Raw genomic sequence first — 25,920 nt, 5'->3', positions numbered from 1 at the left:
AAAAGTTATATTGATACAGAATAGTTTTTCTAATTTCTTTCACCAGATGTTTCAGTGAATTGTTTAATTTTATTAAGTAAATCCAAAAAATTCTTTTCATTCGGGTCCAACTCAACAGCCTTTTCTGCATTTACTAGGGCTTGATTTATATTGTTCTCTTTTAAATTAACCAATGCAAGATAATAATAGGCTGGGGATAAACTTGAATTAAGTTTAATAGCTTGGTTCAAATGTTTTTTGGAATCCCGTATCATATCTTTTTTATATTCAACAAAAGCTAAAATCAAATAAAACTTTTCAGTAGCACTATTATTCTTCTCTTCAAATTTAATTAATAAATTATATGCTTGATCATAGTCTCCTTGGTTAACATATTCTTGTGCCTGAAAAACAATAGATTCTTCACCAAGAACTTTTCCAGATGCTCCAAATCCATAGCTTAATGATCCCCAAACAAGTACCGTGGAAACGATCAAAAATAGCATTTGTAAAAACAGTTTTTTCTTCTTCGGTAAATGAACCACACCTGCTGCAAGGAACCCTCCAACCAAACCGCCGAGATGACCTGCATTATCGATCCCTGATGTAGAGAAACCAATCATCAAGTTAATTCCAAGTACCACAATTAAATTCAAGCCCATTGTTCGGAAAAACAGTTTCGGGAAGATGACACCAAAATACAATAAAGCACCAAAGCAGCCGAAAATAGCACCACTTGCCCCAGCTGATAAGTTCGCACTAAAAATGAAACTAGCAATAACGCCTGTAACCCCTGCAAATAAGTAAATCACCAAAAACCTTGCATTGCCATAGATTCTTTCTACTTCTATTCCGAGAAAGTATAATGCCAAGGTATTCATTGCAAGATGAAGAAAACCAATATGAAGAAAAACTGGTGTAATGAATCTCCACCATTCCCCATCAATAATTAGTTGGTTGACCTTCGCTCCATATTTAATCAATGTTGATGTATTGGTGCTCCCGCCATGCAACTGAAGCCAGATAAATACAACTAGTTGGATGGCAATGAAAGCATACGTAAAGAGCGGTTTGCCGTTGGATAAAATGGCTCTTTCCATCTTTACCTTTTTTATTGCAAAATTCAAGGCAGCTTTCTTAACTAACTCAACCTCTTCTTCTGAATAGGTTTCATTTATCGAAAAGGGAACCCCTGACCCTAGCCATTCTAGCATATGTTGAAAACCTGCATCGTAATGTCCCTCGGCAAATAAGATCGAATTAACCCTTGTTTTATTTCCATCTGAATAGATAAACGGCTTTTCGAGACGGAACTCGTATTCATCCACCGGCGGGAATTGACTCACATAAATGTTCACAACATTCAACTCATGACGTCCAATTTGTTTACGGACTCTTTCCCCATTGGCAGCAGTAAACTCTATATCCCGCTGCATCGCATTACTCCAATCCAAATTATGGTTCAGCATGCGGATGATGGGTGCCTTTTTATTTTCGATTTTTTCAAGCCATAATTCTTTTTGATTTTCAAATAATTGAATAATACGATATCCATGATCTGATATCAATAAATATGCGAGCTTCCAAAAAATGTAACTCTCTCTATTATTCATTTCCCCCCAACTTCCTATGTAAGATTAAGCTCCATTCCAGCCTAATTAAATTTATTCAACTGTAGCCTTTATCTTTCATTATAAACGAAATCACGAGGTACAATAATCAATTCAGCTCAATAAATTTTACTGAGATTACTCTTTATTAAAACCAAAAGACCATCTGAGGTTTTTCACCCTTCAGATGGTCTTCCGAACATTGATTGCATCATTTTTTGTTTTACTCCAGGGAAACTCAAAATTGAGCCTACTGCAACCCTGCGTATCAAACTAGACCCTAGTAGTAAATTAATTAATCGGTATTTATACTTATAACCAAAATAACCGATAGAACCAATCATTAATATGGATGTTAATATACGTGACATCATCATCCCTCCTACTAACTATTTTGTGACAAATTCGATAATATTATCCATGAAAAAGGATTGAATTCTTTTGACAGAATTCAATCCCAATTTTTAATAGTTCTTAAAGACTGGCTCCATCGTTAGCTTCAGTACATTGACAGAGTTTTCAAATTTAGCTTGCTCTTCTTCATTTAAATTCAATTCGACAACTTGTCTAACTCCCGTGCGGTTGACAACAGCAGGAACGCCAATAAAAATATCACTTTGCCCATATTCTCCATCTAGATACGCGGAAACAGTTAGGACTGAATTTTCATCGCGAAGTATTGCTTTGGTCAATCTTACTAGACCCATAGCAATTCCATAATAGGTTGCCCCTTTTCGTTCAATGATATGGTAGGCAGCATCCCGAACATTTAAAAAGAGTTGATCAAGATCTGTTCGTTTAAAGCCAGGCTTGTTTTTTGACCAATCACTAATAGAAGTACCAGCAATATCTGCATGGCTCCAGACTGGAAGTTCTGTATCACCATGCTCTCCAATAATATAAGCATGAACATTTCGGGTGTCGACATCAAAATAATCACCCAACAAAAAGCGAAAACGTGCTGTATCTAAAATCGTCCCTGAACCAATGACCCTTTCTTTTGGCAATCCAGAGAATTTCCAAACGGCATACGTTAAAATATCAACCGGGTTTGTTGCCACAAGGAAGATACCGTCGAATCCACTTCCCATAATTTCTCCGACAATTCCCTTAAAAATTTTTGTATTTTTTTCAACTAAATCAAGTCTTGTCTCCCCTGGCTTTTGGTTGGCACCTGCGGTAATTACAACTAGATCAGCAGCCCCACAATCCTCATAACTCCCAAACCAAATCTTTGTTCGTGATGGGGAAAATGGCAGACCATGATTCAAGTCCATTGCATCCCCTTCTGCTTTTTCCTTATTTAAATCAATTAAGACCAGTTCTTCTGTGATTCCTTGATTTAATAACGCAAAAGCATAGCTTGATCCAACAAAACCGGTCCCTATTAGGGCAACTCTATTCACACGACGGTTTAACATACGATTCCTCCAAGAAAAGAAATTTTTGATACAAGTCTATTTTATAGGATGTGTTATTTAGTCAAATAAATGACCACGATTGCAAACAAAGCCGCAAAAAAACCTGAAAGGAAATTCACCATATCATTATCCACAAAGATAAACCCTTTTATTCTAGATGTCGGCATATGACAATGCCGCTTTTTTTCAGTTTCTATGCCGCATTGACTGCATACATATACCTGCTGATAAAAGGCCCCTATAAACGTATCAATTACATTCCCTGCATAACCGAATAAAAATACAAGACAAGTTAAATAAAAATCTAAATTAAAAAGCCAAAAGCCAATCATTGCGATCAGGAAAGAACCTGCAATTGAGGCGATACTGCCTAATAAACTTATCGCCCCAGAAGTGCCCTTCTCCACTCGCTGAAAGGTACGTATGTATAGTGGATCTTGTTTGCTTAAACTGCCTATCTCCGATGCCCATGTGTCAGAATTGGCACTTGCAAGACAAACTAAAAAGCCAATTAACCAGGTCGTATCAGGGGTGATATAATGAATAATACTAAAAAGGCCCGCTGCTCCTCCATTGGCGACGACTTGACGCCAATCTCTCGTTGCACCTTTTGCCAACTTTTCTTCAATTATGCTTTTGACACTACTTTTATATTTTGACCACAAACTCGAAGTAGCAAAAAAGGCTCCGAGCAAATAAAGACCGTTTTCACTGAATCCTAAATAAACAGCTAGTCCCACTAAAACAGCTGAAAAAGCACCTGATATGGTTAAAGATTTAAGGAAATACCCAGCCATACCTGTTAATAGGATAATAATAAAAATTAAAAAGGTTTCTATCATTTTATCTTGATAACCTCATGGTTTGTGATAATTTTGGAGACAGGAATATCATGATTCTCAATGTGAAACTGGGGTAAAATCTGTTCTTCAAAGGCAAGTGATAAGGCTTTGCCAGAGTAATTTAATAAATATCGATCATAATATCCTCCGCCAAACCCCAAACGGTAGCCTTCTCTTGTAAAAGCTAAACCTGGAACGATGAGAAGCTCAATCCTGTCAATCCCTACTGGCTCGGTTACATTCTCGATTGGCTCTAAAAGGTTATAAAATACAGTTTCCAGTTGCGAAAAATCAGTGATTCTTCGAAAAGTAAGCATCCTGTTCTCCGGATCACACTTAGGAACTACCACATCTTTCCCCAATTCCCAGGCTTTACGAATGATTGGATAGGTATCCACCTCTGGAGATTTTGATATAGTTATTCCAATAACTTGGGCCTGCTTCCAATCATGGTCCTCATAGAGTTTTCCCGCAATTTGTTGAGAATAGTCTTCATAAGATGCTTTTGGCAACCTGGAAAGTATTTCCTTCATTTCTATTCGAATCGATTTTTTATTATTCATATATAGGAATCCTCCTTACTTTTAGACAACAAAAAAAGCAGCAGGAAGCCCTACTGCTTATTTTGTTTCGCGATGTGCTGTTGTACGTTTTTCTCTTGGGCAATATTTCTTAAGCTCAAGACGATCTGGATTATTACGTTTATTTTTTGTTGAAATATAGTTACGATCTCCACACTCAGTGCAAGCCAATGTAATATTCACGCGCATGTTTATTTCCCTCCAAACAATTAAGCATTTCATTCATACGACTTTTCCATAATATCATTTTTTAAAAGGAAATGCTAGTATGTTTTTTTTAAGATAATGATTCAGTCTGTTTCATAAGGGCATGCTCCAGTGAAAGTAATTCATTTTTATTGGAACCTGTGATGGTCCAGGTGCTCATTTTACCAATTTCATGTGGTCCTATCTTCATTTTCATTGAAAAAATACTAGCAGCAGGGCCTTTTGCCATTGGATGATAATTAAGTGTTCCCTTTGGAAGAGAGCTCCAAATTTGGTCAGTAAATGCATTCCATTGTGGCATTGCAGTATATTCCTTCATACCCATACCATTGCAAGCTCCATTAACAAGGTAAATATTCTTATTTGCAAGGTGAAAAATCATACTATCAGTGGGTGATACGAAAGCCAGTTGGTCGTGAATGACAATTGGATGATAATGCATGGCTAAGATTTTTACTTCTTTCGATTCCTTACCATGATTACTAATATAGATACTGGAATAACGAATTTTCGAGTGCGGGTGCTCTTGTTTTACTTTGATAATTAATTCTTCCTCATTTAAAACCTTTTCCATACTGTTTTGGAGCCAGAAGTACTTTCCGTTTACCCAAATACCAGGAATTAATTGAAGTGCGTCCTGTGACAGTTGTTGACTATAGGTTGGTTTCTGATTTTGTAGTTGTTCAATTAATTTCATCGTTTACACCTTTTTATTAATAATTAATGGTTCAATTGGTTCATTAACATTCACACGAAAATTTATTAATGTATCTTCCATTACCCTGCTTGTTTCTGCGGCGATTCGTTTCCAGCCATATAAGCTGGTAACGATTTGTCTGCCTCTGTTGCCAATCTCTTCCGCTTTATGCGGATGATTTAAAAGAAATTTAATTTGATTAAGCAAACTTTGTGCATCACCAGGGGTCATCAGCAATCCCGTATGCAAATGTTTCACGATGCCTTTCATTCCCCCGGTATTAGAAACAATGGTTGGTTTCGCCATAATCATGGTCTCCAGTACAACTATTCCAAAAGGTTCATACAAACTTGGGATAACTGCTAGTTCACTTCCAGCGATGAGTGCATTTCGCTGTTCATCCGTTACATATCCTATAAATGTAAGATGACTTTCTAAGTTCAGTTCACACACTTTATGCCGATAAGTTTCAAGCATTGGTCCTTTACCTGCAACTACAAAAAAACAATCTAAATTTTCATTTTTAGCCATCATTGCGGCTTCTATGATGGTAGCGAATCCTTTTTCCTTAACCATTCTTCCTAAGGAAAAAATATATTTCTTTTCCTTCAGTTCTGGATAGATCCCCACTGCAGTTGGCTCCGCTTTTAAGGGATCTATTCCATTAGGTATAATCGCTATTTTTTCATTCGAAGTATGAAAAATGGTAGTGAGGACATTTTTCATGTAATCACTACAAACAATAATTTGGTCAGATTCAGCGTTTAATTGTTGTTCCTGTGAATGGATAAACTGTTGTTTCTCATTATGAATACCATTATTCCTACCATACTCGGTGGCATGAATGGTCGATAATAACGGAAGTGCTAATGTTTCCTTTAAGACGATTGCCGCAGAACTAACTAACCAATCGTGTGCATGGATTATGTCAAAATCGATATCTTCTGCTAACCTTTCAGCTTTAAATGCAATAGCTAAATTCAGTCCGCCGATCCATGCGAAAAAATCATCTTCATATTGATTAAAGGGACTAACTCGATGAACATGGACTCCAGAGATTATTTCATAGGATGGGAGATTTCCGTTTCCTGCTGTTAATACATGTACCTGATGACCGATTGCCGCTAAATGAACGGATAATCCATACACATGCCTTGAAAGCCCGCCTACAATATTGGGAGGATATTCCCAACATAGCATCATGATTTTAAATGACTGCTTCTTTAAGGGGTCTTTTAACTCAACTGCTTCTTGTTGGGAAAATGTCTTATCCATGTATATCCTCCGGGGTTTTTGGTTCCCCATAATAACTGTACGTACTGACATGATCAATCCATTTAGGCTGTTGTTCTTCATGTTGCTTGAGTTGGTTTAGTTCATAGTTCAGTTCATTTCTATTGGATATTTCAACCGTAGGTGTGTGAATGCTATTCGCGCGAAGAATCGGAAAAAATTCTTGGTCGGAAATATGAATTCCTAACTCTGCTATATAGTCGCGATTTGATACCAATCCCTTAATGAACCAATGCCCATTGTGATAGGGTACAGCGATTTCAAAAAAATGATGTGCATTTTTCCCGTTAAAAATCAAATCTGTTACATCATATATCCGCACCACAGGGATTAGATTTTCAAAACTTAGATTAAAATAGCGTTCGATAATTTTTTGAGGTATTTTAGAAACTTCCCAAAAGAGAAGCATTTTGCGGGGGGTAATAAGCTTAGCAGCCAATTGACCCTTAAGTGGAATAAAATCTGTAGATGAATGGCCAGATAACTTCCGTCCATCTCCTTTAATGTTAATCATTTCATTAAACATTTTGTCCTCCATTTCTGCAAATAATTATTATATGCACCAAATTCCAAATTATTCTTATTAAGTGATAAATTAATCGTACCATCAGAAGTAACCGCGCACAATAAACGCAAATTGTCGTTTCTTGCTAGACTTTAGTACAAGCATTCATTTTAACCACTACAACAAAAAAAGATAAGGCAGAAAACTCCTTATCTTTTACACCATTGGTCCTTAGGCATTTAAATTAACTCGATTTCCTGTCACAAGGTAAATGACATGTTCTGCAATATTCGTTGAATGGTCTGCGATTCTTTCGATATATCTGCAAACAAATGCCAATTGAATTATCTGGTTGGTGGCATGTGGATTTTGTGGAATATAGCCTAACAATTCTTGTATTAACCTTCCAAACATTTTATCCACTTCATCATCTTTTTCTGCACATTTTTTTGCGATTGTAATATCCTCTGAATAATAAGCATTTATGGAATCCGACACCATCTCCAAGGCCATTTCCATCATTTTAGGGATATCAATTACTTCTTTAAAATGCTTTTCATTCCCTATATGCAAGGCTGATTTAGCAATATTTACTGCAATATCTGCAAATCGTTCAACCTCAGATGATACTTTTAGAGCTACATTAATTTTCCTAAGATCAGTCGCAACTGGTGATTGTCTTGCAATTAATAATAATGCCTTATCGTTAATTTCATATTCTAAATCGTCAATCTCATTATCAGCATCAATTACCTGCTTCGCCTTTTCCATATCCTGATTAATCAGAGCAATCATCGCTTCTTTGATTGCATGCTCTGATTTTTCAGCCATTTTTAACAGCAAATCTTTTAACTCTTTTAAATTATTATCAAAAATTGTCCTTGTACTCATAGTAGACACCTCATCATCATCCGAATCTTCCTGTAATGTATCCTTCAGTCCGTTCGTCACTTGGATTTGAAAAAATTGTCGATGTTGAATCTAATTCGATTAATTCACCCATTAAAAAGAATGCAGTCTTATCTGAAACTCTTGATGCCTGCTGCATGTTGTGGGTTACAATAACAATCGTATATTTTTCTTTTAATTCTAAAATCATCTCTTCGATCTTTAGCGTAGAAATTGGGTCTAACGCAGAAGTTGGTTCATCCATTAATAACACTTCTGGTTTGGTTGCTAGTGCTCTTGCAATGCATAACCTTTGCTGTTGTCCCCCTGAAAGTCCTAGAGCAGGAGCATGTAAACGATCCTTGACTTCCTCCCATAGGGCCACATCCATTAATGATTTAATAACTATCTCATCAAGATGCTTCTTTTTTGTAATCCCATGGACTCTGGGTCCATAGGCAACATTATCAAAAATAGATTGTGGAAATGGATTCCCCTTTTGGAAAACCATGCCCACGAGTTTGCGCAGATCGACGAGATCCACTTTCTTGTCTAATATATTTTGGCCATTGATATTTATTTCGCCCGTCATTTTTACATTGGGAACCATATTAATCATCAAGTTTAATGTTTTAATAAATGTAGATTTACCACACCCAGAGGGACCGATAATAGCGGTAACCTCTTTTTTGTTAATAGGAAAATTGATGTTTTTTAACGCATGGTGTTCCCCATACCATAAATTCAGATCTTTTATATCAAAAACCTGTCTGGTTAATGTTGAAATTGCCACAACTTCCCCCCCTTATCCAAACCTTCCAGAGATATATTCCTCGGTCTTTTTAACAGATGGATTGGTAAAAATCTTTTCCGTATAATCATATTCAATGATATCACCGCTCAAGAAGAAAGCTGTTTTATCGGAAATACGAGATGCCTGCTGCATATTATGAGTAACGATAATAATCGAATATTCCTTTTTTAGGTCAACGATTAAATCTTCCACTTTTGAATTGGATATCGGGTCTAGCGCCGATGAAGGCTCATCAAGAAGCATGACTGTAGGTTTCATTGCAATTGTCCTAGCAATGCAAAGACGCTGCTGCTGCCCGCCTGAGAGGGATAGGGCAGATTTATGAAGCCTGTCCTTTACTTCTTCCCATAATGCTGCTTTTTTCAAACTCTCTTCGACAATTTCATCAAGCTTACTCTTCTTTTTGATTCCTGAAAACTTAAGGGCGTGGGTAATATTTTCATATATTGACTTTGGAAATGGATTAGGTTTTTGAAAAACCATCCCTATTTCCTTTCGTAAAGCCACCACATCTATTTGCTCAGACAAGATATTGAGATCTTCGTAAATGATTTCACCAACCGCCCTTGCTCCAGGAATAAGGTCATTCATTCGATTAATACTTCTTAAAAAAGTAGACTTACCACAGCCCGAAGGCCCAATCAGAGCAGTGACAGAATTTTTTTCAATATCCATTGAAATCCCATTTACAGCACGTTTTTCTCCATAGAATATTTCTAAATTATTTACCTCTAAGATTAGATCATTTTGTAATTGGCTGTTTGACTGAACAGCTTGGTTTGCCGATGCCTTATCCATAATAGCTGTAACCATCCTATCTCCCCGCCTTTTATTTAGATGCAGTAACTTTCTTATGAATCATACTTCCAATCCACCTAGCCAGTAAGTTAAATACTAATACTGATAATACTAAAACAGCCGCTGATCCATTTGAAACTTCTTCAACGTCTGGTATTAGCCCTTGTGTGTTTACGGACCAGATGTGGACAGCAAGCGTTTCTGCAGGACGAAAGATATTTAACGGTGATTGAGGTGAAAAGGGATTCCAGTTTGCGTAATCAAGTCTTGGGGTTGAAAGTCCAGCTGTAAATAATAGCGCTGCTGCTTCCCCAAATACACGCCCTGCCGCAAGAATTGCCCCAGTTAAAATTGAAGGAAAAGCACTTGGTAATAAAACGGTTTTTATTGTATGCCATTTGGTAATTCCTAAGGCAAGACTAGCCTCTTTCAAATCACGCGGGACTGCACGAATGGCATCCTCACTGACACGGACAATTACCGGCAGGTTGAAAACTGTTAATGCTAAGGCTCCACCTAATATGGTATATCCCCAGCCTGTTAAATTTACGAACATTAATAAACCAAACATCCCAATAACAATAGATGGCAGTGAAGCTAGAACCTCAATACAAGAACGGATTATGTCAGTAATTTTTCCTGGCTTTGCATATTCCGCCATATAGATCCCACCGCCAATACCTAATGGAAGGGCAATTAACATCGTAATAAATAAAATATAAAACGAATTGAATAATTGATCGCGTATTCCACCACCAGCACGCACATTGCTAGATGGAGTGGTAAGAAAGTCTAGTGAAACATGTTTCAGCCCATTAACTAAAATATATGAAAATAAACCAACTAAAATAGAAATGATGATAATGGCAATGGTTATAAATACGCCTGTAGCAATACGATCTGCAGTTTTACTGTTCATTACATTTTCCTCCTTGACGAAAGGTAGCGGATGAGGAGAATAAACGCAAACGACATGATTAATAAAATTAAGCCCATTGACCATAGAGTATTATTTTCAATACTGCCGTATGTTGTGTGGCCCATGTTTAAAGTAATAATTGTCGTTAAGGTTGCAGATGCGTCGAGTAAGCTTGTTGGTAAGTCCCTAACGTTACCAATGACCATTTGAACTGCAAGAGCCTCTCCAAATGCTCTTGCCATACCTAGAACGATAGCTGTTAAGAGAGTAGGCAATGCAGCAGGGATTAATACTTTCCGTATCGTTTGCCAGCGAGTGGCACCCAGAGCATACGAACCTTCACGAAGATTCTTTGGCAGTGAGCTCATTGCATCCGTGGCAATTGTAGTTACTGTCGGTAAAATCATGATTGATAAAACAATTGTTCCTGATAGTAAGCTAAAACCTAAACCACCCACATGCTCCCTGATAAACGGGACTAATACTGTAAGCCCGATGAAGCCATAAACAACAGATGGAATTCCGACCAAAAGCTCTATGACTGGCTGTAAGATTTTTCTTCCCCATGAAGGAGCAATTTCTGTCATAAAAATTGCTCCGCCGATTCCGAGCGGCGCTGCAACTATTGCTGAAAGAAAGGTTACCGCAAAGGAGCCAAAAATAAAAGGTAACGCCCCATATTCAGGTTTCGCTTGATTTGTAGGATTCCAGTGGGTACTGGTTATGAATTCAATAAGACTTACACCATTTTTTATAAAGGATTGTAACCCTTTTGTTCCTAGGAAAATGGTGATTGAGATAGTTGCTGATATCATTATGACAGCACACATGATAACAAGAATGTTCCCTCGTATTTCGCCATCTAGCCAATTTTTCTTAGACTTTAACAATCTATCTTTTGCAGGTTCTAATTTTTCCATAATGCACCAAACACCCCTAAAATACGTCATAATAGGGTAAATGCCAACTTACATTTACCCTTTTATATTCAACCTGTTTTTATAGGTCTTTTTGATTCCCTTCAGCATCGCGTTCTACCTTCATTTTCGTGACTGGAAGATATCCTTGTTCCTTTAATAAAGTATTTTGGATATCATCAGACATTAAATAGTCAAGGAACGCTTTAGCAAGATCTGTTGCTTCTCCCTTTGTATAAGAGTGTTGGTAAGCCCAAACTGGGAATTGACCAGATTGTACATTTTCTTCCGTTGGTTTTACTCCATCGATTGCTAGTGCTGTGACAGTATCATCTGTAAAGTATGAGAAGGCAAGGTAACCAATTGCGCCCTCTGTTTCATTAAGAATCTTTTTAACCGTGTTTGATGAATCTTCCGTAATACCTTCAGCAGGTGTTGCCCCATCAAGTGCGAATTTATTGAATACTGCACGAGTTCCTGAAGAGTCTGGACGGTTGACAAGAACAATCTTTTGATCTGCTCCGCCAAGTTCTTTCCAGTTTGTGATTTTTCCAGTGAATACTTTTATTAGATCTGCTTTTTTAATATCCTTAATACCAACTTTAGGGTTAACAGCAGCAGTCATACCTACAACAGCTACTTTATGATCAACAAGCTTATCCGCAGGGATACCTTCTTTTTCTTCAGCAAATACGTCGGAGTTACCAATTTGAACGGATCCTTCAGCAACTTGCGATAGGCCAGTACCAGACCCGCCCGCATTTACCTGTACATCAACTTTTGGATTTTCTGCCATAAACTCTTCAGCAGCAGCTGCAACTAACGGCTGCATCGCAGAAGAACCAGAAACGGTTAATGAGCCAGAAAGTGCTCCAGTTTTATTATCTTTATTAGAAGTTCCTTCGTTTTTATCAGTAGAAGCTCCTCCACCACATGCAGCAACAAATACCATTAACGCCGCTAGAGTAAGTGCTAGACTAAGTTTCTTATAACTTTTCATTGGTTTAATTCCCCCTGTGGATTTAAGTTTGTTTTTTAATGTTCTTTGTTCTGCCTTACATGTTTAAGCATAAAGCCAAACTATTAATCTAGTTTTAATAACATGTAAAGGTTTTGTAAATGATTGTGAAGTTCTTGTAAATACGAAAAGCGGAAGCGCCCTGTTTGAACAATAAAAAAACACCTGCCACGTTTGTGACAAGTGTTCTTGAAAATATTACTCATTTGTTGGATCGGTGTTTTCTGTACCTTTTTCCTTTTGATCAGATGATGATTTTTCTTCTTTATCTTGACGCTCTTTCTTTAAATCAAAGTAAGCATCCAAAACTCTTTTACCGATTAGATTATTAAGACTTGGTCCACTGTTCCCTTGGTAGGCCCATGGGACCACAACCGCCATTGCGACCTCTGGATTATCAGCGGGTGCAAAGCTGACAAGACTTAAGTTCATGACTGGTGTACCACGCTTTGATTTATCAGCCCCGTCATAGAAAGCCTGTGCTGTTCCAGTTTTTCCTGCAGGATGATATGGTTTGTTCTTAAAGTGACTGACGGCTGTACCGTCACCAACCTGCATGACCATGCGAAAACCTTCTTGAACCCGTTTAATCCAAGCTTCCTTCATATCCAAACGATTTAAAACTTTCGGCTGAATCTCTTCCACTAGTGGACCTAATTCATTATTTTCCATGACCGGTTCGTGAATTTCTTTAACCAAATGAGGCTGTATTCGATTACCACCATTTGCAATGGTAGAAACGTACTGAGCCAGTTGAATGGGCGTATACGTATCATATTGCCCAATTGAAAGGAAAAGGAGCAAACCAGGAGTTCTATCAGAACCTGGAAAGCCACTCATTTCATTGGGAAGATCAATCCCTGTGCGTGTACCCAAACCAAACTGACTGAATGACTGGCGTAAAGTATCAAAGGCAGAATAATCAAGCGGCAGCGGTTGATTAGCTTGATAGTGTCCGCCAGCCATGGCAATTACGGTTTTCCACATATATACGTTGGAGGAAACTTGAAGTGCCCTTAAATCATTGATCCTTCCAAAGGTCCGCCATGAAGACATGACAGGTGAACTAGCTATTCTCAAGGGTTCATCTAGTTGGGTAGAACCAGGTTGAATAGCTCCTGTTTTATAACCCGTTAAAATCGTCGCTCCTTTTACCGCAGATCCCACGTTATAAGAAGTCGTAATATTTCCTCCCGCAAAGTCATTCATGACTTGTTTTCCTTTTTTATTTTTACTTATTTGCTTTCCAGCCAATGATAAGACTTCACCAGTGTTAGGATCCATTAAGACTACAAAGGCTCTGTCAAGAAGAGCGGTATTGGGTGCCTGTTTAGCCTTCCACATTTCATCTTCGATGATATTTTCTACCTTCTTCTGAAGATCCATATCAATAGTTAAAACAAGGTCCTTTCCCCGTTTTCCTTCAGAAACCACTTCAGTAGATAGGATTTTCCCCGTTTTATCTGTTACATTTTTTACTTTTGCCTTTTGACCATGTAGGACATCTTCATATTGCAATTCAAGATAACTTTTCCCAACTCGATCATTCCGGCTGTAATCCCGAGCCATATACTTTTCTAGCTGTTCCTTAGGAATTCCAGCTTCAGAGGTCGTAACATCCCCTAATATCGACCCTAATGTATCCCCAAAGGCATATTTTCGTACCCAATCGGTTGTTGTATCAACACCTGGCAAGTTTTCAAGATTTTCACTTACCTTCGCAAACTCTTCAGGAGTAACATTCTTGTTTTTAACAATTTGGGGTGTTAATGCGTAGCCACTGTTAAAGTCTCTATGGATTGCAATAGTTTCAAGTTCTTCTTTCTTAATACTTTTTACTTCATCATCTGTAATGCGGTCGATTTGAAGTTTATAAATTTGCTTATCATCTAATTTCTCTTGTTTATATAAAGCCCATTCTTTTTCCGTGACTTTAGCTTTTGCTTCATCAGGATGCTTTAAAATCCAATAATCCTTAATTTCACGAACTGGAACTTTGGATGTATCTTTATTGATTATTTTTGCCAGCCGTGCAGCAATTTTCCACATTTCCGCTTGATCGGTTTGTTGATATTTGGTGTAAGTAATTGCGTTTAATGGCTTATTGTCAACAATTACTTTCCCATTTCGGTCAAACATTTTCCCCCTTGGAACAGGGTTATTGACAGTAATATCTTCCGTTCTCTCAATTTCACGTTTAAAATCGTCACCAAATACGATTTGTAGTTCACCAAGTCTAAGAATAAGGACAGAAAAGAGCAAAAATACCACAAAGAATAACATATTTAACCGAAAAGGCACATGTTCCTTCTTTTTTTTCTTTTTATTATTCAAGGGATAAAGACACTTCCTTTTTTTCACGGATTAAGCTAACTTTCTCTATTTTATAGGATACGGCAGCTTTTTACTATGAAAAACCCTTACCAATTTCTAAGCTAAAATTGCCAAAGAAAAAAGGCGTTGAGTAAATAATTTACTCAACGCATTCTGGGACAGGTAAGTGTACCCTCTTAAGGAAAAAATAGATGCATGTATGGCCTGCTCCTAAAATGAGAAGGAGAATGGGAATACTGTTTTCCGCCTTAAACCAAGTGATAGCTGCTAAAAAGGATAAAATAGATACAATCCTACCCAGATTCAAGTATATTTCTCGAACAACAATGTATTCAATCCTCATTTCAGCAGCCTTCCAACCTGTTCCAATAACATCGTATGTAGTTGACATATACGGGACGAGTAAAAGTGGATAAGCAATGGCAATCATCCCGCCATAGATTAGCAATTTAACAAAATTCACATCCCAAACAATTATCAGAACAGCAGCATATAAAATAATGCCACCAATCAGTATCGCTTTTTTTCTATTTTTTTGTTTTATTAATCGTGAAGCAAAATAATAGGCTACAAATGATACTCCTGAATTAAGGAGACCAAATGTACCCAGCGACAATTCACTTCCCGTCGAAAGGTAAACAAAAACAGAGATAACAAATGCAAAGGTACCTTCCCTCAAGCCCTGAAAGAAGTTAGCATTTGTAATTAAACGCCAGTTTTCATTTTTTTTTCTTTCATTTAGAATTTGCATGAAGCAATAGCTTCCTGATGATGGTCGTGGTTTCAAAGAAAAGCTCATAAAAACCGCTAAAGCGAATAATGCGAGTGAGAGCCCAAAAACAATCGTGTAACCAGTATACTTTTCAAATCTTGTAATGATGATTCCTGCAGCGATAGGTCCAATCATCCCCCCTGCAGATGATAAAATTCCTAAAAACCCATTAAAAAAATCTCGCGTATCTGGTTCGGTTATTTCAAATGTTAGCACATTGTAGGCTAGCCAATAAAAACCATACCCGACTCCTAAAAAACTCCCTAAAAGAAGTAAATAGGTTGAAGCATTCTTGCCAAACATTAAAACCATTACATAAAATAATGCTAAAAATATGACACCAATTCTAAGCACAATCACCCTGTCGATTTTTTTCGCCCATCGTCCTGCTAAAATAAATGTAAGCAATTGTAGAGTCACTATCGATAGGTTATAAAAGGCGATATCTGAGTATTTTCCTGTCTGTTTCCAAAGATAAATATTTACAAACGTGTTAGACAAAGCAATGCTTAATGAGTAAAGTCCTCCGATAATCAGTAATAGTGATAAATCTTTTGTAAGTTTTACATCACCCAGAATCTTAAATTTTTTTGACATCAAAAACTCCCCTTTATCTTATGGGTAGTCTTTATCAAGCTAGTTTTTCTTATTCACAAAAAAAGACAACCTAAAGGCTGTCTTTTATCATCAACATTATTATTTTGCTTGGCTGTAGCGTTTTGATACTTCATCCCAATTTACTACATTCCAGAAAGAGGAAATATAGTCTGGACGCTTGTTTTGATATTTTAAGTAATACGCATGCTCCCAAACATCAAGACCAAGAATTGGCGTTTTGCCTTCCATTAATGGAGAGTCTTGGTTTGGTGTGCTTGATACTTCTAACTCACCATTATTTACAGCTAACCATGCCCAACCAGATCCAAAACGAGTAGTTGCTGCTTTAGCAAACTCTTCTTTAAAGCTTTCGAAGCTGCCAAACTTGCTGCTGATTGCGTCTGCTAATTCACCAGTTGGTGCACCGCCGCCATTTGGAGAAAGGATTTGCCAAAATAATGAATGGTTTGCATGTCCGCCGCCATTGTTACGTACTGCTGTACGTGCAGCTTCTGGAACCGCATCCAAATTAGAAATAACTTCTTCAACTGATTTAGATAGTAATTCTTCATTACCAGCTAAAGCATTGTTAAGATTTGTAACGTATGTGTTATGGTGTCTAGTGTGGTGAATATTCATTGTTTCTTTGTCAATATGTGGTTCAAGAGCGTCTTCTGCATAAGGTAATTGTGGTAATTCAAATGCCATTTTAATTCCTCCTATGTATTCGTAATTTATTAGCTTTATTAATATCAAATACAATTTCGAATATTTCTAAAGCTTTGTAATTAAGATACCAAAGTTGGTTATTTGTTTCAAATAAAATGCTTAGGTACTTAACATAAATACTATATCCAAAACGGAAATTTTAATTCAATCATTCTTCCAAAAGGTAATTAAACCTCTTTCAGATAAGATTCGAAAAGTTGTCACCTTTTATCTAAATGGCATTCTGTCAACGATTTTTGTCATATCCGACTTTTGTCACTCCTCATTCGCATTAAGGCTCTATTGACACGATGTTAATAATTTATTTTAATCAAATTGTAGGGTATCTAAGGAGTGATTTTCGATGCAGAAAAGCAGCTTTTCTATATATAATTTATTAGTCTACTTTTTTCAAAAAAAAGAACCAATACAAAAAATTAAAGCCGGTACCGTCCTTTTCCAAGAGAAGGATTCAGTGGAGTATGTATACCTATTACTAAAAGGGAGTATTTCGCTGGGAAGAGTTCATTTACGCGGCAAGGATTTTATCTTAAAGATATTAAATGATCAGGAATTAATTGTTGAATATCAATTATTTAAAGGTAATCCTCATTATCAATTTTATGCAAAAACAATGTCTGATTGTGAAATGATTTTAATAAAAAAAGAGCAATTTGAGGAATTCATTTTAGCGGATCCCGAAGCCATGAATGCACTTGTTACTTGGTTAAGTACAAGTTATTTAAAAGCACAAATGAAATGCCAGGACTTAATTATGAACGGAAAAAAAGGCGGATTATATTCGATTCTCATCCGATTATGTACCACGTATGGAATAAAAACTGATGAAGGTATTTTGATCGACCTGCCCCTAACCCATCAAGAGCTGGCTAATCTAACATATGGGACACGCGAAGTCATTCAACGAGCCCTAAAGGATTTACGCGAAAAAGATATCATCTCCTATGATAATCAAAAGTTCACTATTAAGAAACTTAATTATCTGAAAGAAGAAGTAGACTGCCAAAATTGTTCCTTTGAAATTTGCGGATTAAATTAAAATCCAAAAAGCCACTTTAAAAAGTGGCTTTTTTTCATTACAGTATGACGATGAAAAAAATGATAATCATGACCAGTTGAATGATTGTTTTTGTGATGACACTACTAATAAATCCAATAACTGAGCCAAATCCAACCTTTATGCTGTCACTGAGATTTCTTTTGTTAAAAATTAATTCTGCCGCAATTGCTCCGATGAATGGACCAATCAGGATTCCTAAAAAAGGAATAACAAAGGGTCCTGCTAATATCCCAATCGTACTCCCCCAAACACCCGCCTTCGAGCCCCCGTATTTCTTTATTCCAATAAGATTGGCAATATAGTCAGCAATAAAAAGAAGGACAATAAACAAACCTTGAATCAACCAAAAGTACCAACGAAAAGGGTCAAAGGTAAAAAAAACTCCGTATAATAAAAACCCTGCAAATAAAAACAGCACACTTGGTATGATAGGATAAACCAGTCCAACAAACGCGACGATAAATAATAATATGATGATACTCCAATAAACCGTTTCCAATATATTCACCCACATAACTATTTTTTTTAACAATGGACACTTACCATGATACGTTTATCTTTAGCATTGGTTTCAAAATTAAAATGAATAGTGGTAGTCAATCTTGTATATAGCCAATAGTCAAGATAGAATAGATACTGAAACATTCATTTGTATTTTAGTATAAAGGTGGTCATTATGAATATTTTTAAGCAACTTTATAAAAGTATCTATTCTCCTAAGGATATTGCTTTATTTCGTTTTCAAGGGATTGGAAAAACAATCCTCTATGTATTTTTCTTATCTTTCATTTCCATACTCCCGTCTGTTTTCTACTTAGGCTCAGCTCTTACAACTGGGCTAGAGAGCGCAAAAACAATTATTAATGATCAATTACCAGATTTTTCAATCAAGGACGGGCATTTAAGTGCGGAAACAAAATTGCCTGTTACAATAAATAATGATAACTTTACAATTATTCTCGACCCAACAGGCGCCATTTCTGAAAGTGATGTTGAGAATGAAGGAAATGCTTTTGCACTTTTAAAAGATCAATTTGTTATTGCAGCTGCTGGCAGGGTTGATACATACCCTTATTCGATGGTAGAAGGAGTAACAATCGACAAGGGAAAAGCGGTAGAATTTATTAATGGAATTAGCGGAATGAAATGGATTATCATCCCAGTAGCTGCATTGTTCATTTACTTGTTAGCCAGTGCAGGCAGCTTTATTAAAGTTACGGTTTTAGCATTGATTGGCTTATTATTAAAAAATCTTTTAGGAAGAAAGTTAAATTACCGGCAGTTATGGAGAATGGCCGCATATAGCAATACACTGCCAGTTATGTTTTTTACAATCATGTCGGCTATTAATACAACGGTACCCAGCAGCTTCATGATTAATTGGTTTGTCTTAATCATTGTGCTGTCTCTCGCAATTAATGAAATACCAAAACCTAAAAAAGTAGACTAAGGACGCCCTAACCCTGGGCGTTTTTTTTTTAGAATAGGTCTTTTTTCTATTGGACAAGCATACCAATGTACAAACTGTCCTATTGGAGGCTTGTCGGGTGAAAAAATTATTTGGTTTCTTATTAGTTGTTTTAATTATATATGTCATTTATATTGACTTGACTGTTGGCACACTTCCTTCTACCTTAACCCAGCAGGTGGATGCCAAAATCGAAACACCGAGAAAACCTGAGCAGAAAACGGCCATCCCATCTTTTGAAGCAAAGGTTGAGCCTGGTGAAACCGTGATATCTATTGTTGAACATCAATTGGATAAAAGCCTTCCCGTCTCGATTACAGACTTAATCGAGGATTTTCGAAAATTAAATCCTGGAGATACTCCAGAAAAAATTCAAATCGGGTCTACATATCATTTCCCTGATTACTCAAAATAAAGAGGATAATGCTTATTCTTGTCAAAAATAGTGAAAGGCTGATAAAATAAAGTCGGATTGTTTTTATATACCTTATTCGAATCCCATTTTGAAGGAGCGAATTACACGTGAGTGAATTAATACATCGCACAAAGACCCGACCAATAAAAGTAGGTAACTTAACGATTGGCGGGAGTAACGAATTATTTATCCAAAGTATGACCACAACAAAAACACATGATGTGGAAGCAACTGTTGCTGAAATAAAACGTCTTGAGGAAGCGGGTTGTCAGATAGTTCGTGTAGCATGTCCAGATGAACGGGCAGCAAATGCCATTCCTGAAATAAAGAAAAGAATTAACATTCCACTTGTTGTCGATATTCATTTTGATTATAAATTAGCTCTTAAGGCAATTGAAGGCGGAGCAGATAAAATCAGAATCAATCCCGGGAATATTGGAAAGAGGGAAAAAGTCGAGGCTGTCGTAAAAGCAGCGAAAGAAAAAGGTATTCCAATCAGAATTGGCGTAAATGCTGGCTCGCTCGAAAAAAGGATTTTAGAGAAATATGGTTATCCAACTGCTGATGGTATGGTTGAGAGTGCTCTACACCATATTAAAATTCTAGAGGACTTGGATTTCCATGATATTATTGTATCCATGAAAGCGTCTGATGTTAATCTCGCCATTGAGGCCTACGAAAAGGCAGCCCAGACGTTCGATTATCCCCTCCATCTTGGGATTACAGAATCAGGGACTTTATTTGCTGGCAGCATAAAAAGCGCGGCTGGTCTGGGTACGATTTTACACAAAGGAATCGGGAACACACTTCGCGTTTCCTTAAGCGCTGACCCAGTTCAAGAAGTTAAAGTTGCCAGAGAACTCTTAAAAGTTTTCGGTCTTTCTTCAAATGCAGCCACATTAATTTCATGTCCGACCTGCGGGCGAATTGAAATTGATCTAATCAGTATTGCCAATGAAGTCGAAGAATACATTGAAAAAATTAAGGCACCAATTAAAGTAGCTGTATTAGGCTGTGCTGTTAACGGACCTGGAGAGGCTCGTGAAGCCGATATCGGGATTGCCGGTGCTCGTGGTGAAGGGTTACTATTTAGGAAGGGCGAAATCGTCCGTAAGGTCCCTGAAGCGCAACTAGTTGAAGAATTGAAAAAAGAAATTGACCAAATCGCTGAAGAATATTTCCAGAAAAAAGCCGAAGAAGATAAAATCACTCAATAAACGTGAAGAAACCCGGTAAATTTACCGGGTTTCTTTTTGCTCCTATGCAGACTGTGTTAAAAGAACGGAAGAATAAAGATACCAATGACAATCGATATTGCACCGATACCTATGGCCCAAGCACCAAGCCCGGTAGCCCCTTTCCTTCTGGCAACAAATCCTAACACAATCCCTGCCGCACCAAATAGAATAGGCATTACAAACAGTGATAAAATCGAAAGCACTAACGCAAGTGTCCCTATACCAGTACCACCTGCTGCTTTTTCTTTTTGCCCTACCTGTTCCCTTTTATGGATAAGAGGAACAGGGGCAGCAATTTCTGCGGCAGTTTCTTCTCTATATTGAGAAGAACGGATCGGCACTGAAGCACCTATCCTTGGTGTAGACTCATCTTTTTTCAAGGTGTAATGAGCCTTAATAGGTGCAGCGAACTCTGACGATGTTTCCTCCCGAAATGAAGTAGGAGAATTGGGTATATCTTGTCCAATATTCGCACTTTGAAGAGCTTCTTGCACTTTCGTGTCTCTTTCATCTGCCATCCTAATCCCTCACTTTCAGTAATAGGAGCATTAATTATTGTTTGCTGCTGAATGCTTTTTAGTATGTTAATGTTTGCCTATATTAGTTTTTTATTTCTAATCCCAAAAAATTACTTGTAAATAGTTACTTCATGTAACTCATTACTTTGGTAAAATATAAGGAGATAGTGAGAAGTCATCAGAAAGTGAGTATGAACATGAAAAAGAGATTTGGCATCGATATCGATGGAACGGTCACCTGCCCAAAATCCATCCTACCTTATATTAATAAAGCATTTGGGCTGAACCTTTTATATGAGAACGTCAATCAATATGAATATACCCCCTTCCTCAATGTGCCTGAAAAGGAGTTTGCCAACTGGTTCACGGAAAATGAACCGGTTATCTATGCCAACTCCCCATTGGCCGAAGGAGCAGAAAATGTCTTAAAAAAATGGGAGCATCAGCATGAATTGTTTTTTATTAGTGCCCGTCGTTCTCATTTACTGGATATTACAATTAATTGGTTTATCGATAAAGGCTTAACCTTTGATCACATCGAGTTAATCGGCTCACACGATAAGATTGCAACCATTAAAAAGCATGGAGTCGATCTCTTTTTTGAGGACAAGCATGATAATGCGGTGATGATCAATGAAGAGTGTGATATACCCGTCATTTTATTTGATACACCTTATAATCAAGAACCTATTCCAAATGGTGTGCTTCGTGTTAAAAATTGGAGAGAAGCTGGTAGGTGGGTAGACGAATGGATAAAGCAGGAACAGAATCGTCGCTCATTGGTAAGATCCAACTAAAAATTTACCAAATCAAAAACAGCTTGTGTATCTGCACAAGCTGTTTTTTAATGACATTCAGGGCAATGACCATATATCTCGAATTTATGTCCGGAAATATCATATCCTTTTAAATTTTCGCTTAAATCCTTCATTGGACAGGTTTCAATTTCTTTCGTTTTTCCACAAGTTAAACAGATAAAATGATGATGGTGATGGGACCTGGAACATGTAAAACGGAAATGCTTTTCACCTGATAATTCTGTCATTTCTAGAATCCCCATATTAACAAATAAAGAAAGATTCCGATAGATTGTATCAAAGCTTAAACCAGGATAATCATCTTTGAGCTGGTCCAAGACATCCTTAGCTGTTAGATATTTATCACTATCAGCAAACAGTTGGAGCATATCTTCTCTTTTTCCTGTTTGTTTAAATCCCTTTTCTTTTAAATACTGTATCGCCTCATGAACGTTCATCTGGCTGTCCCCCCTTACGGATTAACAATTTCTTATAGAAGATCGAGATAATCAAGATGAGAACCGCAATCATGACAATCGTTCCACCGGGAGCCAAATTTAAATAATAAGCAGTAAACAAACCGCCAAGGACGGAAACTTCACCAAATAGGACTGAAAGGAAAATGGTTTGCTTAAATCCTTTCGCTACCCGAATACTGGCTGCAACAGGTAAAGTCATTAATGATGATACTAATAAGATTCCGACAATTCTCATCGAAGCAGCAATAACCAAGGCAACCATGACAATAAAAATAAAATGAATACTTTTCGCTGCAATTCCTGAGGCTTTCGCGTGTTCCTCATCAAAGGACAATAAAAAAAGTTCTTTATATAATAAAATAATCACCAGAATCACCAATATTCCAATTGTAAACACAACCCATAAATCTGTTCTGCTTACTGCGGAAACACTGCCGAACAAATAACTGAACAAATCAGTATTAAAGCCATTGGCGAGTGAAATGAAAATGACACCTAGTCCAATTCCACTTGAAAGAATGATTGGAATCGCTAGTTCTTGATAATGCTTATAGACTCCTCGAAGTTTCTCGATGAACAGTGACCCTCCAACAGAAAAGACCATTCCTAAATAGAGTGGGTTTACTCCTGCCATCGCTGCCAAATGTCTTTCTAGCAGCAAACTCGCTGCAATGCCTGCTAATGTCACATGGCTTAAGGCATCAGCAATTAACGATAATCTCCTGACAACCACAAACACGCCTAATAGCGGGGCAATAATCCCAATCATGATCCCTGTTAAAAAAGCATTTTGCAAAAATTCATAATGGAAAATTCCTTGAATCACTTTACAACGCCTCCATGCTCGTGATGATGGGCAAGCATGTGAACATCATGGCCATAGACTTTAGACATATCATCCGTCCGAAGCTGCTCAAATTCGTTTGTTTCCCCGTGAAAATGCAACCGTTTATTCAAGCAAGCTACATGTGAGACTTTATCCGATATTGTACCAATATCATGAGTTACTAATAAAAGTGTAATATCACGGCTTTTATTTAAATCTCCAAGCATTTGGTAAAAATTGCTGACATTTTCCGCATCAACACCTACAGTTGGTTCATCTAGGATGAGAAGACTGGGTTCACTAACAAGGGCCCGTGCAATAAATACTCTTTGTTGCTGTCCCCCAGAGAGTTCACCAATATTTCTGTTCCTGAACTGTCCCATACCAACTGCATCCAAAGCTTCACTTACCTTTTGAGCATGTTCCTTTTTAAAAAACTTAAACATGCCTAGCTTCTTCGTTAAACCACTTTCAACTACTTCAGCAACGGTGGCAGGGAAACCCGTATTAAAGGAATTGGCCTTTTGAGACACATAGCCAATTTTTTGCCACTCTCTAAATTTATTGATATCTTTACCAAATAATTGGATACTTCCCTTTTGAGGCTTTAATAACCCTAAGATAAGCTTCAATAGTGTAGATTTTCCAGAGCCATTAGGTCCAACAATTGCCAAAAAAGATCCAAAAGGAATGGTAATGTTTATATCCTCAAGAACCATATCTTTTTCGTATCGGTAAAATAGTTTCTTTATTTCAATTATTGATTGCATAATCAGCGCATCACCTTTTTAATTATAAGAATCATTCCGATTTAACCTCAAGTAGTATACAATAGGTCAGATTGATTGTAAAGCCTGTTAACCCGGCTCTAGTCCAAATAATCTATAGAAAAAACTATAATCACACTCTGCGAACTTCTTCATACATTAAGGTGAGGAGTGGTGAGTGTGTCAATTTTTCAGAGCATCATTAATCATAAAATCAATACAATTACTGCTGAAGAACTGTTAAAATACGCTGAACAATTTAATATATCAGTATCGAACCAGCAGGCAGGGAAAATTGCTGAATACTTAAGAGGGAAAAATGTTAATATTTTTGATGATTCACAGCGGGCTCAATTAGTCAAAGAAATTGCAAAAACTGCAGGTCCTACAACAGCACGTGAAGTCAATAAGTTGTTTATGCAGTTAACCAAAAAGTAAAAAGCTGTGGCTTTGTACTGCACCCCGAAGGTTAGAATTTACTCACTTTCGGGGTCAGTAGATTTAAGCACAGCTTTTTACCTATGATTGCATAATTAAATCAAGCAAGTTCTCATTGAACTTCTGCTCGCGGAGCATCTCAATCTCAAATTTATATGGCGCTTTTTTATTATTTTTATCTTCACCCACAAATGGAGTTTCTAAAATCTTTGGAACATCTGTAAGTTGAGGATGATGGACAATATAATTTAGTGCCTTAAAGCCGATATGGCCAAACCCGATGTTTTCGTGTCTGTCCTTTCTCATTCCCACTGAATTTTTACTATCATTAATATGAAGAACTTTCAGTTTGTCTAGGCCGATAATTTTGTCAAATTCATTTAATACGCCATCAAAATCCTCGACAATATTATATCCCGCATCATGAGTATGACAGGTATCAAAACAAACAGACAGCTTATCACTATAGTTGACACCATCGATAATCATTGCTAATTCCTCAAATGATTTCCCACACTCCGAGCCCTTACCCGCCATTGTTTCCAAGGCAATTTGGACTTGCTCTTTGCCGGTTAGAACTTCATTTAATCCTTCGATAATTTTCTTTATTCCTTCTTCGGTCCCTGCGCTGACATGTGCTCCGGGATGAAGGACAATCTGTTTTGCCCCAATTGCCTCGGTTCGTTCAATCTCTGTTCGAAGGAATCTAACACCTAATTCAAAAGTATCAGGGTTTATTGTATTTCCAATATTGATAATATATGGGGCATGGACAATAATTTCCGAGATTCCATTCATCTCCATATGCTTTTGTCCTGCTTCAATATTAAGGTCTTCAATTTTTTTTCTTCTTGTATTTTGCGGTGCCCCCGTATAAATCATAAAGGTATTTGCACCATAGGAAACTGCTTCAGCACTGGCAGCAAGCAGCATGTCTTTTCCACTCATCGAAACATGTGATCCTATTTTCAGCATGCCTTTTCTCTCCCTGCT

General features: G+C 37.2%; 30 protein-coding genes. 6 read left to right on the top strand and 24 right to left on the bottom strand.

Translation table 11 applies throughout. The features are described 5' to 3' along the window. Nucleotides 1-29: 29 nt before the first annotated feature. The 18 genes from V7121_RS12600 to V7121_RS12515 all read right to left on the bottom strand — a co-directional run bounded on the left by V7121_RS12600 (nucleotide 30) and on the right by V7121_RS12515 (nucleotide 16,900). Nucleotides 30-1,592 (bottom strand): rhomboid family intramembrane serine protease, encoded by a 1,563-nt coding sequence (locus V7121_RS12600; protein WP_335496378.1) that lies wholly within the window; start codon nucleotides 1,590-1,592, stop codon nucleotides 30-32. 173 nt (nucleotides 1,593-1,765) lie between these two features. Continuing rightward, nucleotides 1,766-1,960, bottom strand: coding sequence for a hypothetical protein (locus tag V7121_RS12595; protein ID WP_335496380.1), 195 nt, complete (start codon nucleotides 1,958-1,960; stop codon nucleotides 1,766-1,768). A gap of 93 nt (nucleotides 1,961-2,053) precedes the next feature. Further along, nucleotides 2,054-3,010, bottom strand: coding sequence for an L-lactate dehydrogenase (locus V7121_RS12590; RefSeq protein WP_335496382.1), 957 nt, complete (start codon nucleotides 3,008-3,010; stop codon nucleotides 2,054-2,056). A gap of 53 nt (nucleotides 3,011-3,063) precedes the next feature. After that, on the bottom strand, nucleotides 3,064-3,852 hold the full coding sequence (locus tag V7121_RS12585; RefSeq protein WP_335546736.1) for a DUF92 domain-containing protein: 789 nt from the start codon (nucleotides 3,850-3,852) through the stop codon (nucleotides 3,064-3,066). Then, nucleotides 3,849-4,415 (bottom strand): 5-formyltetrahydrofolate cyclo-ligase, encoded by a 567-nt coding sequence (locus V7121_RS12580; RefSeq protein ID WP_335496385.1) that lies wholly within the window; start codon nucleotides 4,413-4,415, stop codon nucleotides 3,849-3,851. The genes V7121_RS12585 and V7121_RS12580 overlap by 4 nt, the downstream gene beginning before the upstream one ends. A gap of 57 nt (nucleotides 4,416-4,472) precedes the next feature. Then, entirely contained in the window at nucleotides 4,473-4,622 is a 150-nt protein-coding gene (rpmG, locus tag V7121_RS12575; protein ID WP_015594975.1) for a 50S ribosomal protein L33, read from the bottom strand. Between the two features lie 88 nt (nucleotides 4,623-4,710). Next, nucleotides 4,711-5,337 (bottom strand): hypothetical protein, encoded by a 627-nt coding sequence (locus V7121_RS12570; protein WP_335496387.1) that lies wholly within the window; start codon nucleotides 5,335-5,337, stop codon nucleotides 4,711-4,713. A 3-nt stretch (nucleotides 5,338-5,340) separates the two neighbouring features. Next, nucleotides 5,341-6,612, bottom strand: coding sequence for a glycosyltransferase family 4 protein (locus V7121_RS12565; RefSeq protein WP_335546733.1), 1,272 nt, complete (start codon nucleotides 6,610-6,612; stop codon nucleotides 5,341-5,343). Continuing rightward, a complete protein-coding gene (locus V7121_RS12560; RefSeq protein ID WP_335496389.1) occupies nucleotides 6,605-7,156 on the bottom strand; it encodes a DUF4912 domain-containing protein in 552 nt (183 codons plus the stop codon). The genes V7121_RS12565 and V7121_RS12560 overlap by 8 nt, the downstream gene beginning before the upstream one ends. Nucleotides 7,157-7,366: 210 nt before the next feature. Beyond that, entirely contained in the window at nucleotides 7,367-8,026 is a 660-nt protein-coding gene (phoU, locus tag V7121_RS12555) for a phosphate signaling complex protein PhoU (protein ID WP_335546731.1), read from the bottom strand. A 16-nt stretch (nucleotides 8,027-8,042) separates the two neighbouring features. Beyond that, on the bottom strand, nucleotides 8,043-8,816 hold the full coding sequence (gene pstB, locus V7121_RS12550; RefSeq protein ID WP_335546729.1) for a phosphate ABC transporter ATP-binding protein PstB: 774 nt from the start codon (nucleotides 8,814-8,816) through the stop codon (nucleotides 8,043-8,045). Nucleotides 8,817-8,828: 12 nt separating this feature from the next. Next, on the bottom strand, nucleotides 8,829-9,635 hold the full coding sequence (gene pstB, locus V7121_RS12545) for a phosphate ABC transporter ATP-binding protein PstB (protein WP_335496762.1): 807 nt from the start codon (nucleotides 9,633-9,635) through the stop codon (nucleotides 8,829-8,831). A gap of 31 nt (nucleotides 9,636-9,666) precedes the next feature. Then, complete coding sequence (gene pstA, locus V7121_RS12540; RefSeq protein WP_335496394.1) at nucleotides 9,667-10,554, bottom strand: phosphate ABC transporter permease PstA; 888 nt, start codon at nucleotides 10,552-10,554, stop codon at nucleotides 9,667-9,669. Continuing rightward, entirely contained in the window at nucleotides 10,554-11,474 is a 921-nt protein-coding gene (gene pstC, locus V7121_RS12535) for a phosphate ABC transporter permease subunit PstC (RefSeq protein WP_335546727.1), read from the bottom strand. The genes pstA and pstC overlap by 1 nt, the downstream gene beginning before the upstream one ends. A gap of 79 nt (nucleotides 11,475-11,553) precedes the next feature. Further along, nucleotides 11,554-12,471 (bottom strand): phosphate ABC transporter substrate-binding protein, encoded by a 918-nt coding sequence (locus V7121_RS12530; RefSeq protein WP_335496397.1) that lies wholly within the window; start codon nucleotides 12,469-12,471, stop codon nucleotides 11,554-11,556. A 216-nt stretch (nucleotides 12,472-12,687) separates the two neighbouring features. Next, nucleotides 12,688-14,772, bottom strand: a complete 2,085-nt coding sequence (locus V7121_RS12525) for a peptidoglycan D,D-transpeptidase FtsI family protein (protein ID WP_335496399.1) — start codon at nucleotides 14,770-14,772, stop codon at nucleotides 12,688-12,690. A 190-nt stretch (nucleotides 14,773-14,962) separates the two neighbouring features. Beyond that, on the bottom strand, nucleotides 14,963-16,192 hold the full coding sequence (locus tag V7121_RS12520) for an MFS transporter (protein WP_335546725.1): 1,230 nt from the start codon (nucleotides 16,190-16,192) through the stop codon (nucleotides 14,963-14,965). A 99-nt stretch (nucleotides 16,193-16,291) separates the two neighbouring features. Further along, on the bottom strand, nucleotides 16,292-16,900 hold the full coding sequence (locus tag V7121_RS12515; protein ID WP_335546723.1) for a superoxide dismutase: 609 nt from the start codon (nucleotides 16,898-16,900) through the stop codon (nucleotides 16,292-16,294). A 364-nt stretch (nucleotides 16,901-17,264) separates the two neighbouring features. On the opposite strand from V7121_RS12515, the gene V7121_RS12510 reads away from it, so the two are divergent. Continuing rightward, nucleotides 17,265-17,960, top strand: a complete 696-nt coding sequence (locus tag V7121_RS12510; RefSeq protein WP_335496405.1) for a Crp/Fnr family transcriptional regulator — start codon at nucleotides 17,265-17,267, stop codon at nucleotides 17,958-17,960. Nucleotides 17,961-17,997: 37 nt separating this feature from the next. Here V7121_RS12510 and V7121_RS12505 read toward each other — a convergent pair whose 3' ends face one another. Continuing rightward, the gene (locus V7121_RS12505) at nucleotides 17,998-18,480 is read right to left on the bottom strand and encodes a DUF456 domain-containing protein (RefSeq protein ID WP_335546721.1); all 483 of its coding nucleotides are present in this window, start codon (nucleotides 18,478-18,480) and stop codon (nucleotides 17,998-18,000) included. Nucleotides 18,481-18,657: 177 nt separating this feature from the next. On the opposite strand from V7121_RS12505, the gene V7121_RS12500 reads away from it, so the two are divergent. From V7121_RS12500 to ispG, 3 genes are all read left to right on the top strand, one after another. Next, nucleotides 18,658-19,431, top strand: coding sequence for a DUF1189 domain-containing protein (locus V7121_RS12500; RefSeq protein ID WP_335496408.1), 774 nt, complete (start codon nucleotides 18,658-18,660; stop codon nucleotides 19,429-19,431). Between the two features lie 97 nt (nucleotides 19,432-19,528). Then, nucleotides 19,529-19,864 (top strand): hypothetical protein, encoded by a 336-nt coding sequence (locus V7121_RS12495; protein ID WP_335496410.1) that lies wholly within the window; start codon nucleotides 19,529-19,531, stop codon nucleotides 19,862-19,864. Nucleotides 19,865-19,971: 107 nt separating this feature from the next. Further along, complete coding sequence (gene ispG, locus V7121_RS12490; RefSeq protein ID WP_335496412.1) at nucleotides 19,972-21,081, top strand: flavodoxin-dependent (E)-4-hydroxy-3-methylbut-2-enyl-diphosphate synthase; 1,110 nt, start codon at nucleotides 19,972-19,974, stop codon at nucleotides 21,079-21,081. A 56-nt stretch (nucleotides 21,082-21,137) separates the two neighbouring features. Here ispG and V7121_RS12485 read toward each other — a convergent pair whose 3' ends face one another. Continuing rightward, a complete protein-coding gene (locus V7121_RS12485; RefSeq protein WP_335496413.1) occupies nucleotides 21,138-21,620 on the bottom strand; it encodes a DUF4190 domain-containing protein in 483 nt (160 codons plus the stop codon). Between the two features lie 197 nt (nucleotides 21,621-21,817). Between V7121_RS12485 and V7121_RS12480 the strand changes: the two genes are divergently transcribed. Continuing rightward, the gene (locus tag V7121_RS12480) at nucleotides 21,818-22,417 is read left to right on the top strand and encodes a hypothetical protein (protein ID WP_335546719.1); all 600 of its coding nucleotides are present in this window, start codon (nucleotides 21,818-21,820) and stop codon (nucleotides 22,415-22,417) included. 47 nt (nucleotides 22,418-22,464) lie between these two features. On the opposite strand, the gene V7121_RS12475 is transcribed toward V7121_RS12480, so the two are convergent. The 3 genes from V7121_RS12475 to V7121_RS12465 are packed head-to-tail and all read right to left on the bottom strand — an operon-like array spanning nucleotide 22,465 to nucleotide 24,492. After that, nucleotides 22,465-22,875 (bottom strand): Fur family transcriptional regulator, encoded by a 411-nt coding sequence (locus V7121_RS12475; protein WP_335496415.1) that lies wholly within the window; start codon nucleotides 22,873-22,875, stop codon nucleotides 22,465-22,467. Beyond that, nucleotides 22,862-23,722, bottom strand: a complete 861-nt coding sequence (locus V7121_RS12470; protein WP_335496417.1) for a metal ABC transporter permease — start codon at nucleotides 23,720-23,722, stop codon at nucleotides 22,862-22,864. The genes V7121_RS12475 and V7121_RS12470 overlap by 14 nt, the downstream gene beginning before the upstream one ends. Then, the gene (locus V7121_RS12465) at nucleotides 23,719-24,492 is read right to left on the bottom strand and encodes a metal ABC transporter ATP-binding protein (RefSeq protein WP_335496419.1); all 774 of its coding nucleotides are present in this window, start codon (nucleotides 24,490-24,492) and stop codon (nucleotides 23,719-23,721) included. The genes V7121_RS12470 and V7121_RS12465 overlap by 4 nt, the downstream gene beginning before the upstream one ends. A gap of 177 nt (nucleotides 24,493-24,669) precedes the next feature. Between V7121_RS12465 and V7121_RS12460 the strand changes: the two genes are divergently transcribed. Next, nucleotides 24,670-24,927: a DUF2624 domain-containing protein gene (locus V7121_RS12460; RefSeq protein ID WP_335496421.1), complete on the top strand. Its 258-nt coding sequence runs from the start codon at nucleotides 24,670-24,672 to the stop codon at nucleotides 24,925-24,927. Between the two features lie 81 nt (nucleotides 24,928-25,008). On the opposite strand, the gene V7121_RS12455 is transcribed toward V7121_RS12460, so the two are convergent. Further along, entirely contained in the window at nucleotides 25,009-25,902 is an 894-nt protein-coding gene (locus V7121_RS12455) for a deoxyribonuclease IV (RefSeq protein WP_335496422.1), read from the bottom strand. Between the last annotated feature and the right edge of the window lie 18 nt (nucleotides 25,903-25,920).

Origin of the sequence: Neobacillus drentensis, from assembly GCF_036962125.1 — a bacterium.
In the GTDB taxonomy this organism is placed as follows: Bacteria; Bacillota; Bacilli; order Bacillales; family Cytobacillaceae; genus Neobacillus; species Neobacillus drentensis_B.
Note: the sequence above shows the minus strand (reverse complement) of the source record. Positions and strands in the feature narration are given on the sequence as shown.

Excerpts from the sequence above, each read along its gene's own strand:
- V7121_RS12600 (WP_335496378.1), bottom strand. The coding sequence starts at position 1,592 with ATGAATAATAGAGAGAGTTACATTTTTTGGAAGCTCGCATATTTATTG.
- V7121_RS12595 (WP_335496380.1), bottom strand. The coding sequence starts at position 1,960 with ATGTCACGTATATTAACATCCATATTAATGATTGGTTCTATCGGTTAT.
- V7121_RS12590 (WP_335496382.1), bottom strand. The coding sequence starts at position 3,010 with ATGTTAAACCGTCGTGTGAATAGAGTTGCCCTAATAGGGACCGGTTTT.
- V7121_RS12585 (WP_335546736.1), bottom strand. The coding sequence starts at position 3,852 with ATGATAGAAACCTTTTTAATTTTTATTATTATCCTATTAACAGGTATG.
- V7121_RS12580 (WP_335496385.1), bottom strand. The coding sequence starts at position 4,415 with ATGAATAATAAAAAATCGATTCGAATAGAAATGAAGGAAATACTTTCC.
- rpmG (WP_015594975.1), bottom strand. The coding sequence starts at position 4,622 with ATGCGCGTGAATATTACATTGGCTTGCACTGAGTGTGGAGATCGTAAC.
- V7121_RS12570 (WP_335496387.1), bottom strand. The coding sequence starts at position 5,337 with ATGAAATTAATTGAACAACTACAAAATCAGAAACCAACCTATAGTCAA.
- V7121_RS12565 (WP_335546733.1), bottom strand. The coding sequence starts at position 6,612 with ATGGATAAGACATTTTCCCAACAAGAAGCAGTTGAGTTAAAAGACCCC.
- V7121_RS12560 (WP_335496389.1), bottom strand. The coding sequence starts at position 7,156 with ATGTTTAATGAAATGATTAACATTAAAGGAGATGGACGGAAGTTATCT.
- phoU (WP_335546731.1), bottom strand. The coding sequence starts at position 8,026 with ATGAGTACAAGGACAATTTTTGATAATAATTTAAAAGAGTTAAAAGAT.
- pstB (WP_335496762.1), bottom strand. The coding sequence starts at position 9,635 with ATGGATAAGGCATCGGCAAACCAAGCTGTTCAGTCAAACAGCCAATTA.
- pstA (WP_335496394.1), bottom strand. The coding sequence starts at position 10,554 with ATGAACAGTAAAACTGCAGATCGTATTGCTACAGGCGTATTTATAACC.
- pstC (WP_335546727.1), bottom strand. The coding sequence starts at position 11,474 with ATGGAAAAATTAGAACCTGCAAAAGATAGATTGTTAAAGTCTAAGAAA.
- V7121_RS12530 (WP_335496397.1), bottom strand. The coding sequence starts at position 12,471 with ATGAAAAGTTATAAGAAACTTAGTCTAGCACTTACTCTAGCGGCGTTA.
- V7121_RS12525 (WP_335496399.1), bottom strand. The coding sequence starts at position 14,772 with ATGTTATTCTTTGTGGTATTTTTGCTCTTTTCTGTCCTTATTCTTAGA.
- V7121_RS12520 (WP_335546725.1), bottom strand. The coding sequence starts at position 16,192 with ATGTCAAAAAAATTTAAGATTCTGGGTGATGTAAAACTTACAAAAGAT.
- V7121_RS12515 (WP_335546723.1), bottom strand. The coding sequence starts at position 16,900 with ATGGCATTTGAATTACCACAATTACCTTATGCAGAAGACGCTCTTGAA.
- V7121_RS12510 (WP_335496405.1), top strand. The coding sequence starts at position 17,265 with ATGCAGAAAAGCAGCTTTTCTATATATAATTTATTAGTCTACTTTTTT.
- V7121_RS12500 (WP_335496408.1), top strand. The coding sequence starts at position 18,658 with ATGAATATTTTTAAGCAACTTTATAAAAGTATCTATTCTCCTAAGGAT.
- V7121_RS12485 (WP_335496413.1), bottom strand. The coding sequence starts at position 21,620 with ATGGCAGATGAAAGAGACACGAAAGTGCAAGAAGCTCTTCAAAGTGCG.
- V7121_RS12480 (WP_335546719.1), top strand. The coding sequence starts at position 21,818 with ATGAAAAAGAGATTTGGCATCGATATCGATGGAACGGTCACCTGCCCA.
- V7121_RS12475 (WP_335496415.1), bottom strand. The coding sequence starts at position 22,875 with ATGAACGTTCATGAGGCGATACAGTATTTAAAAGAAAAGGGATTTAAA.
- V7121_RS12465 (WP_335496419.1), bottom strand. The coding sequence starts at position 24,492 with ATGCAATCAATAATTGAAATAAAGAAACTATTTTACCGATACGAAAAA.
- V7121_RS12455 (WP_335496422.1), bottom strand. The coding sequence starts at position 25,902 with ATGCTGAAAATAGGATCACATGTTTCGATGAGTGGAAAAGACATGCTG.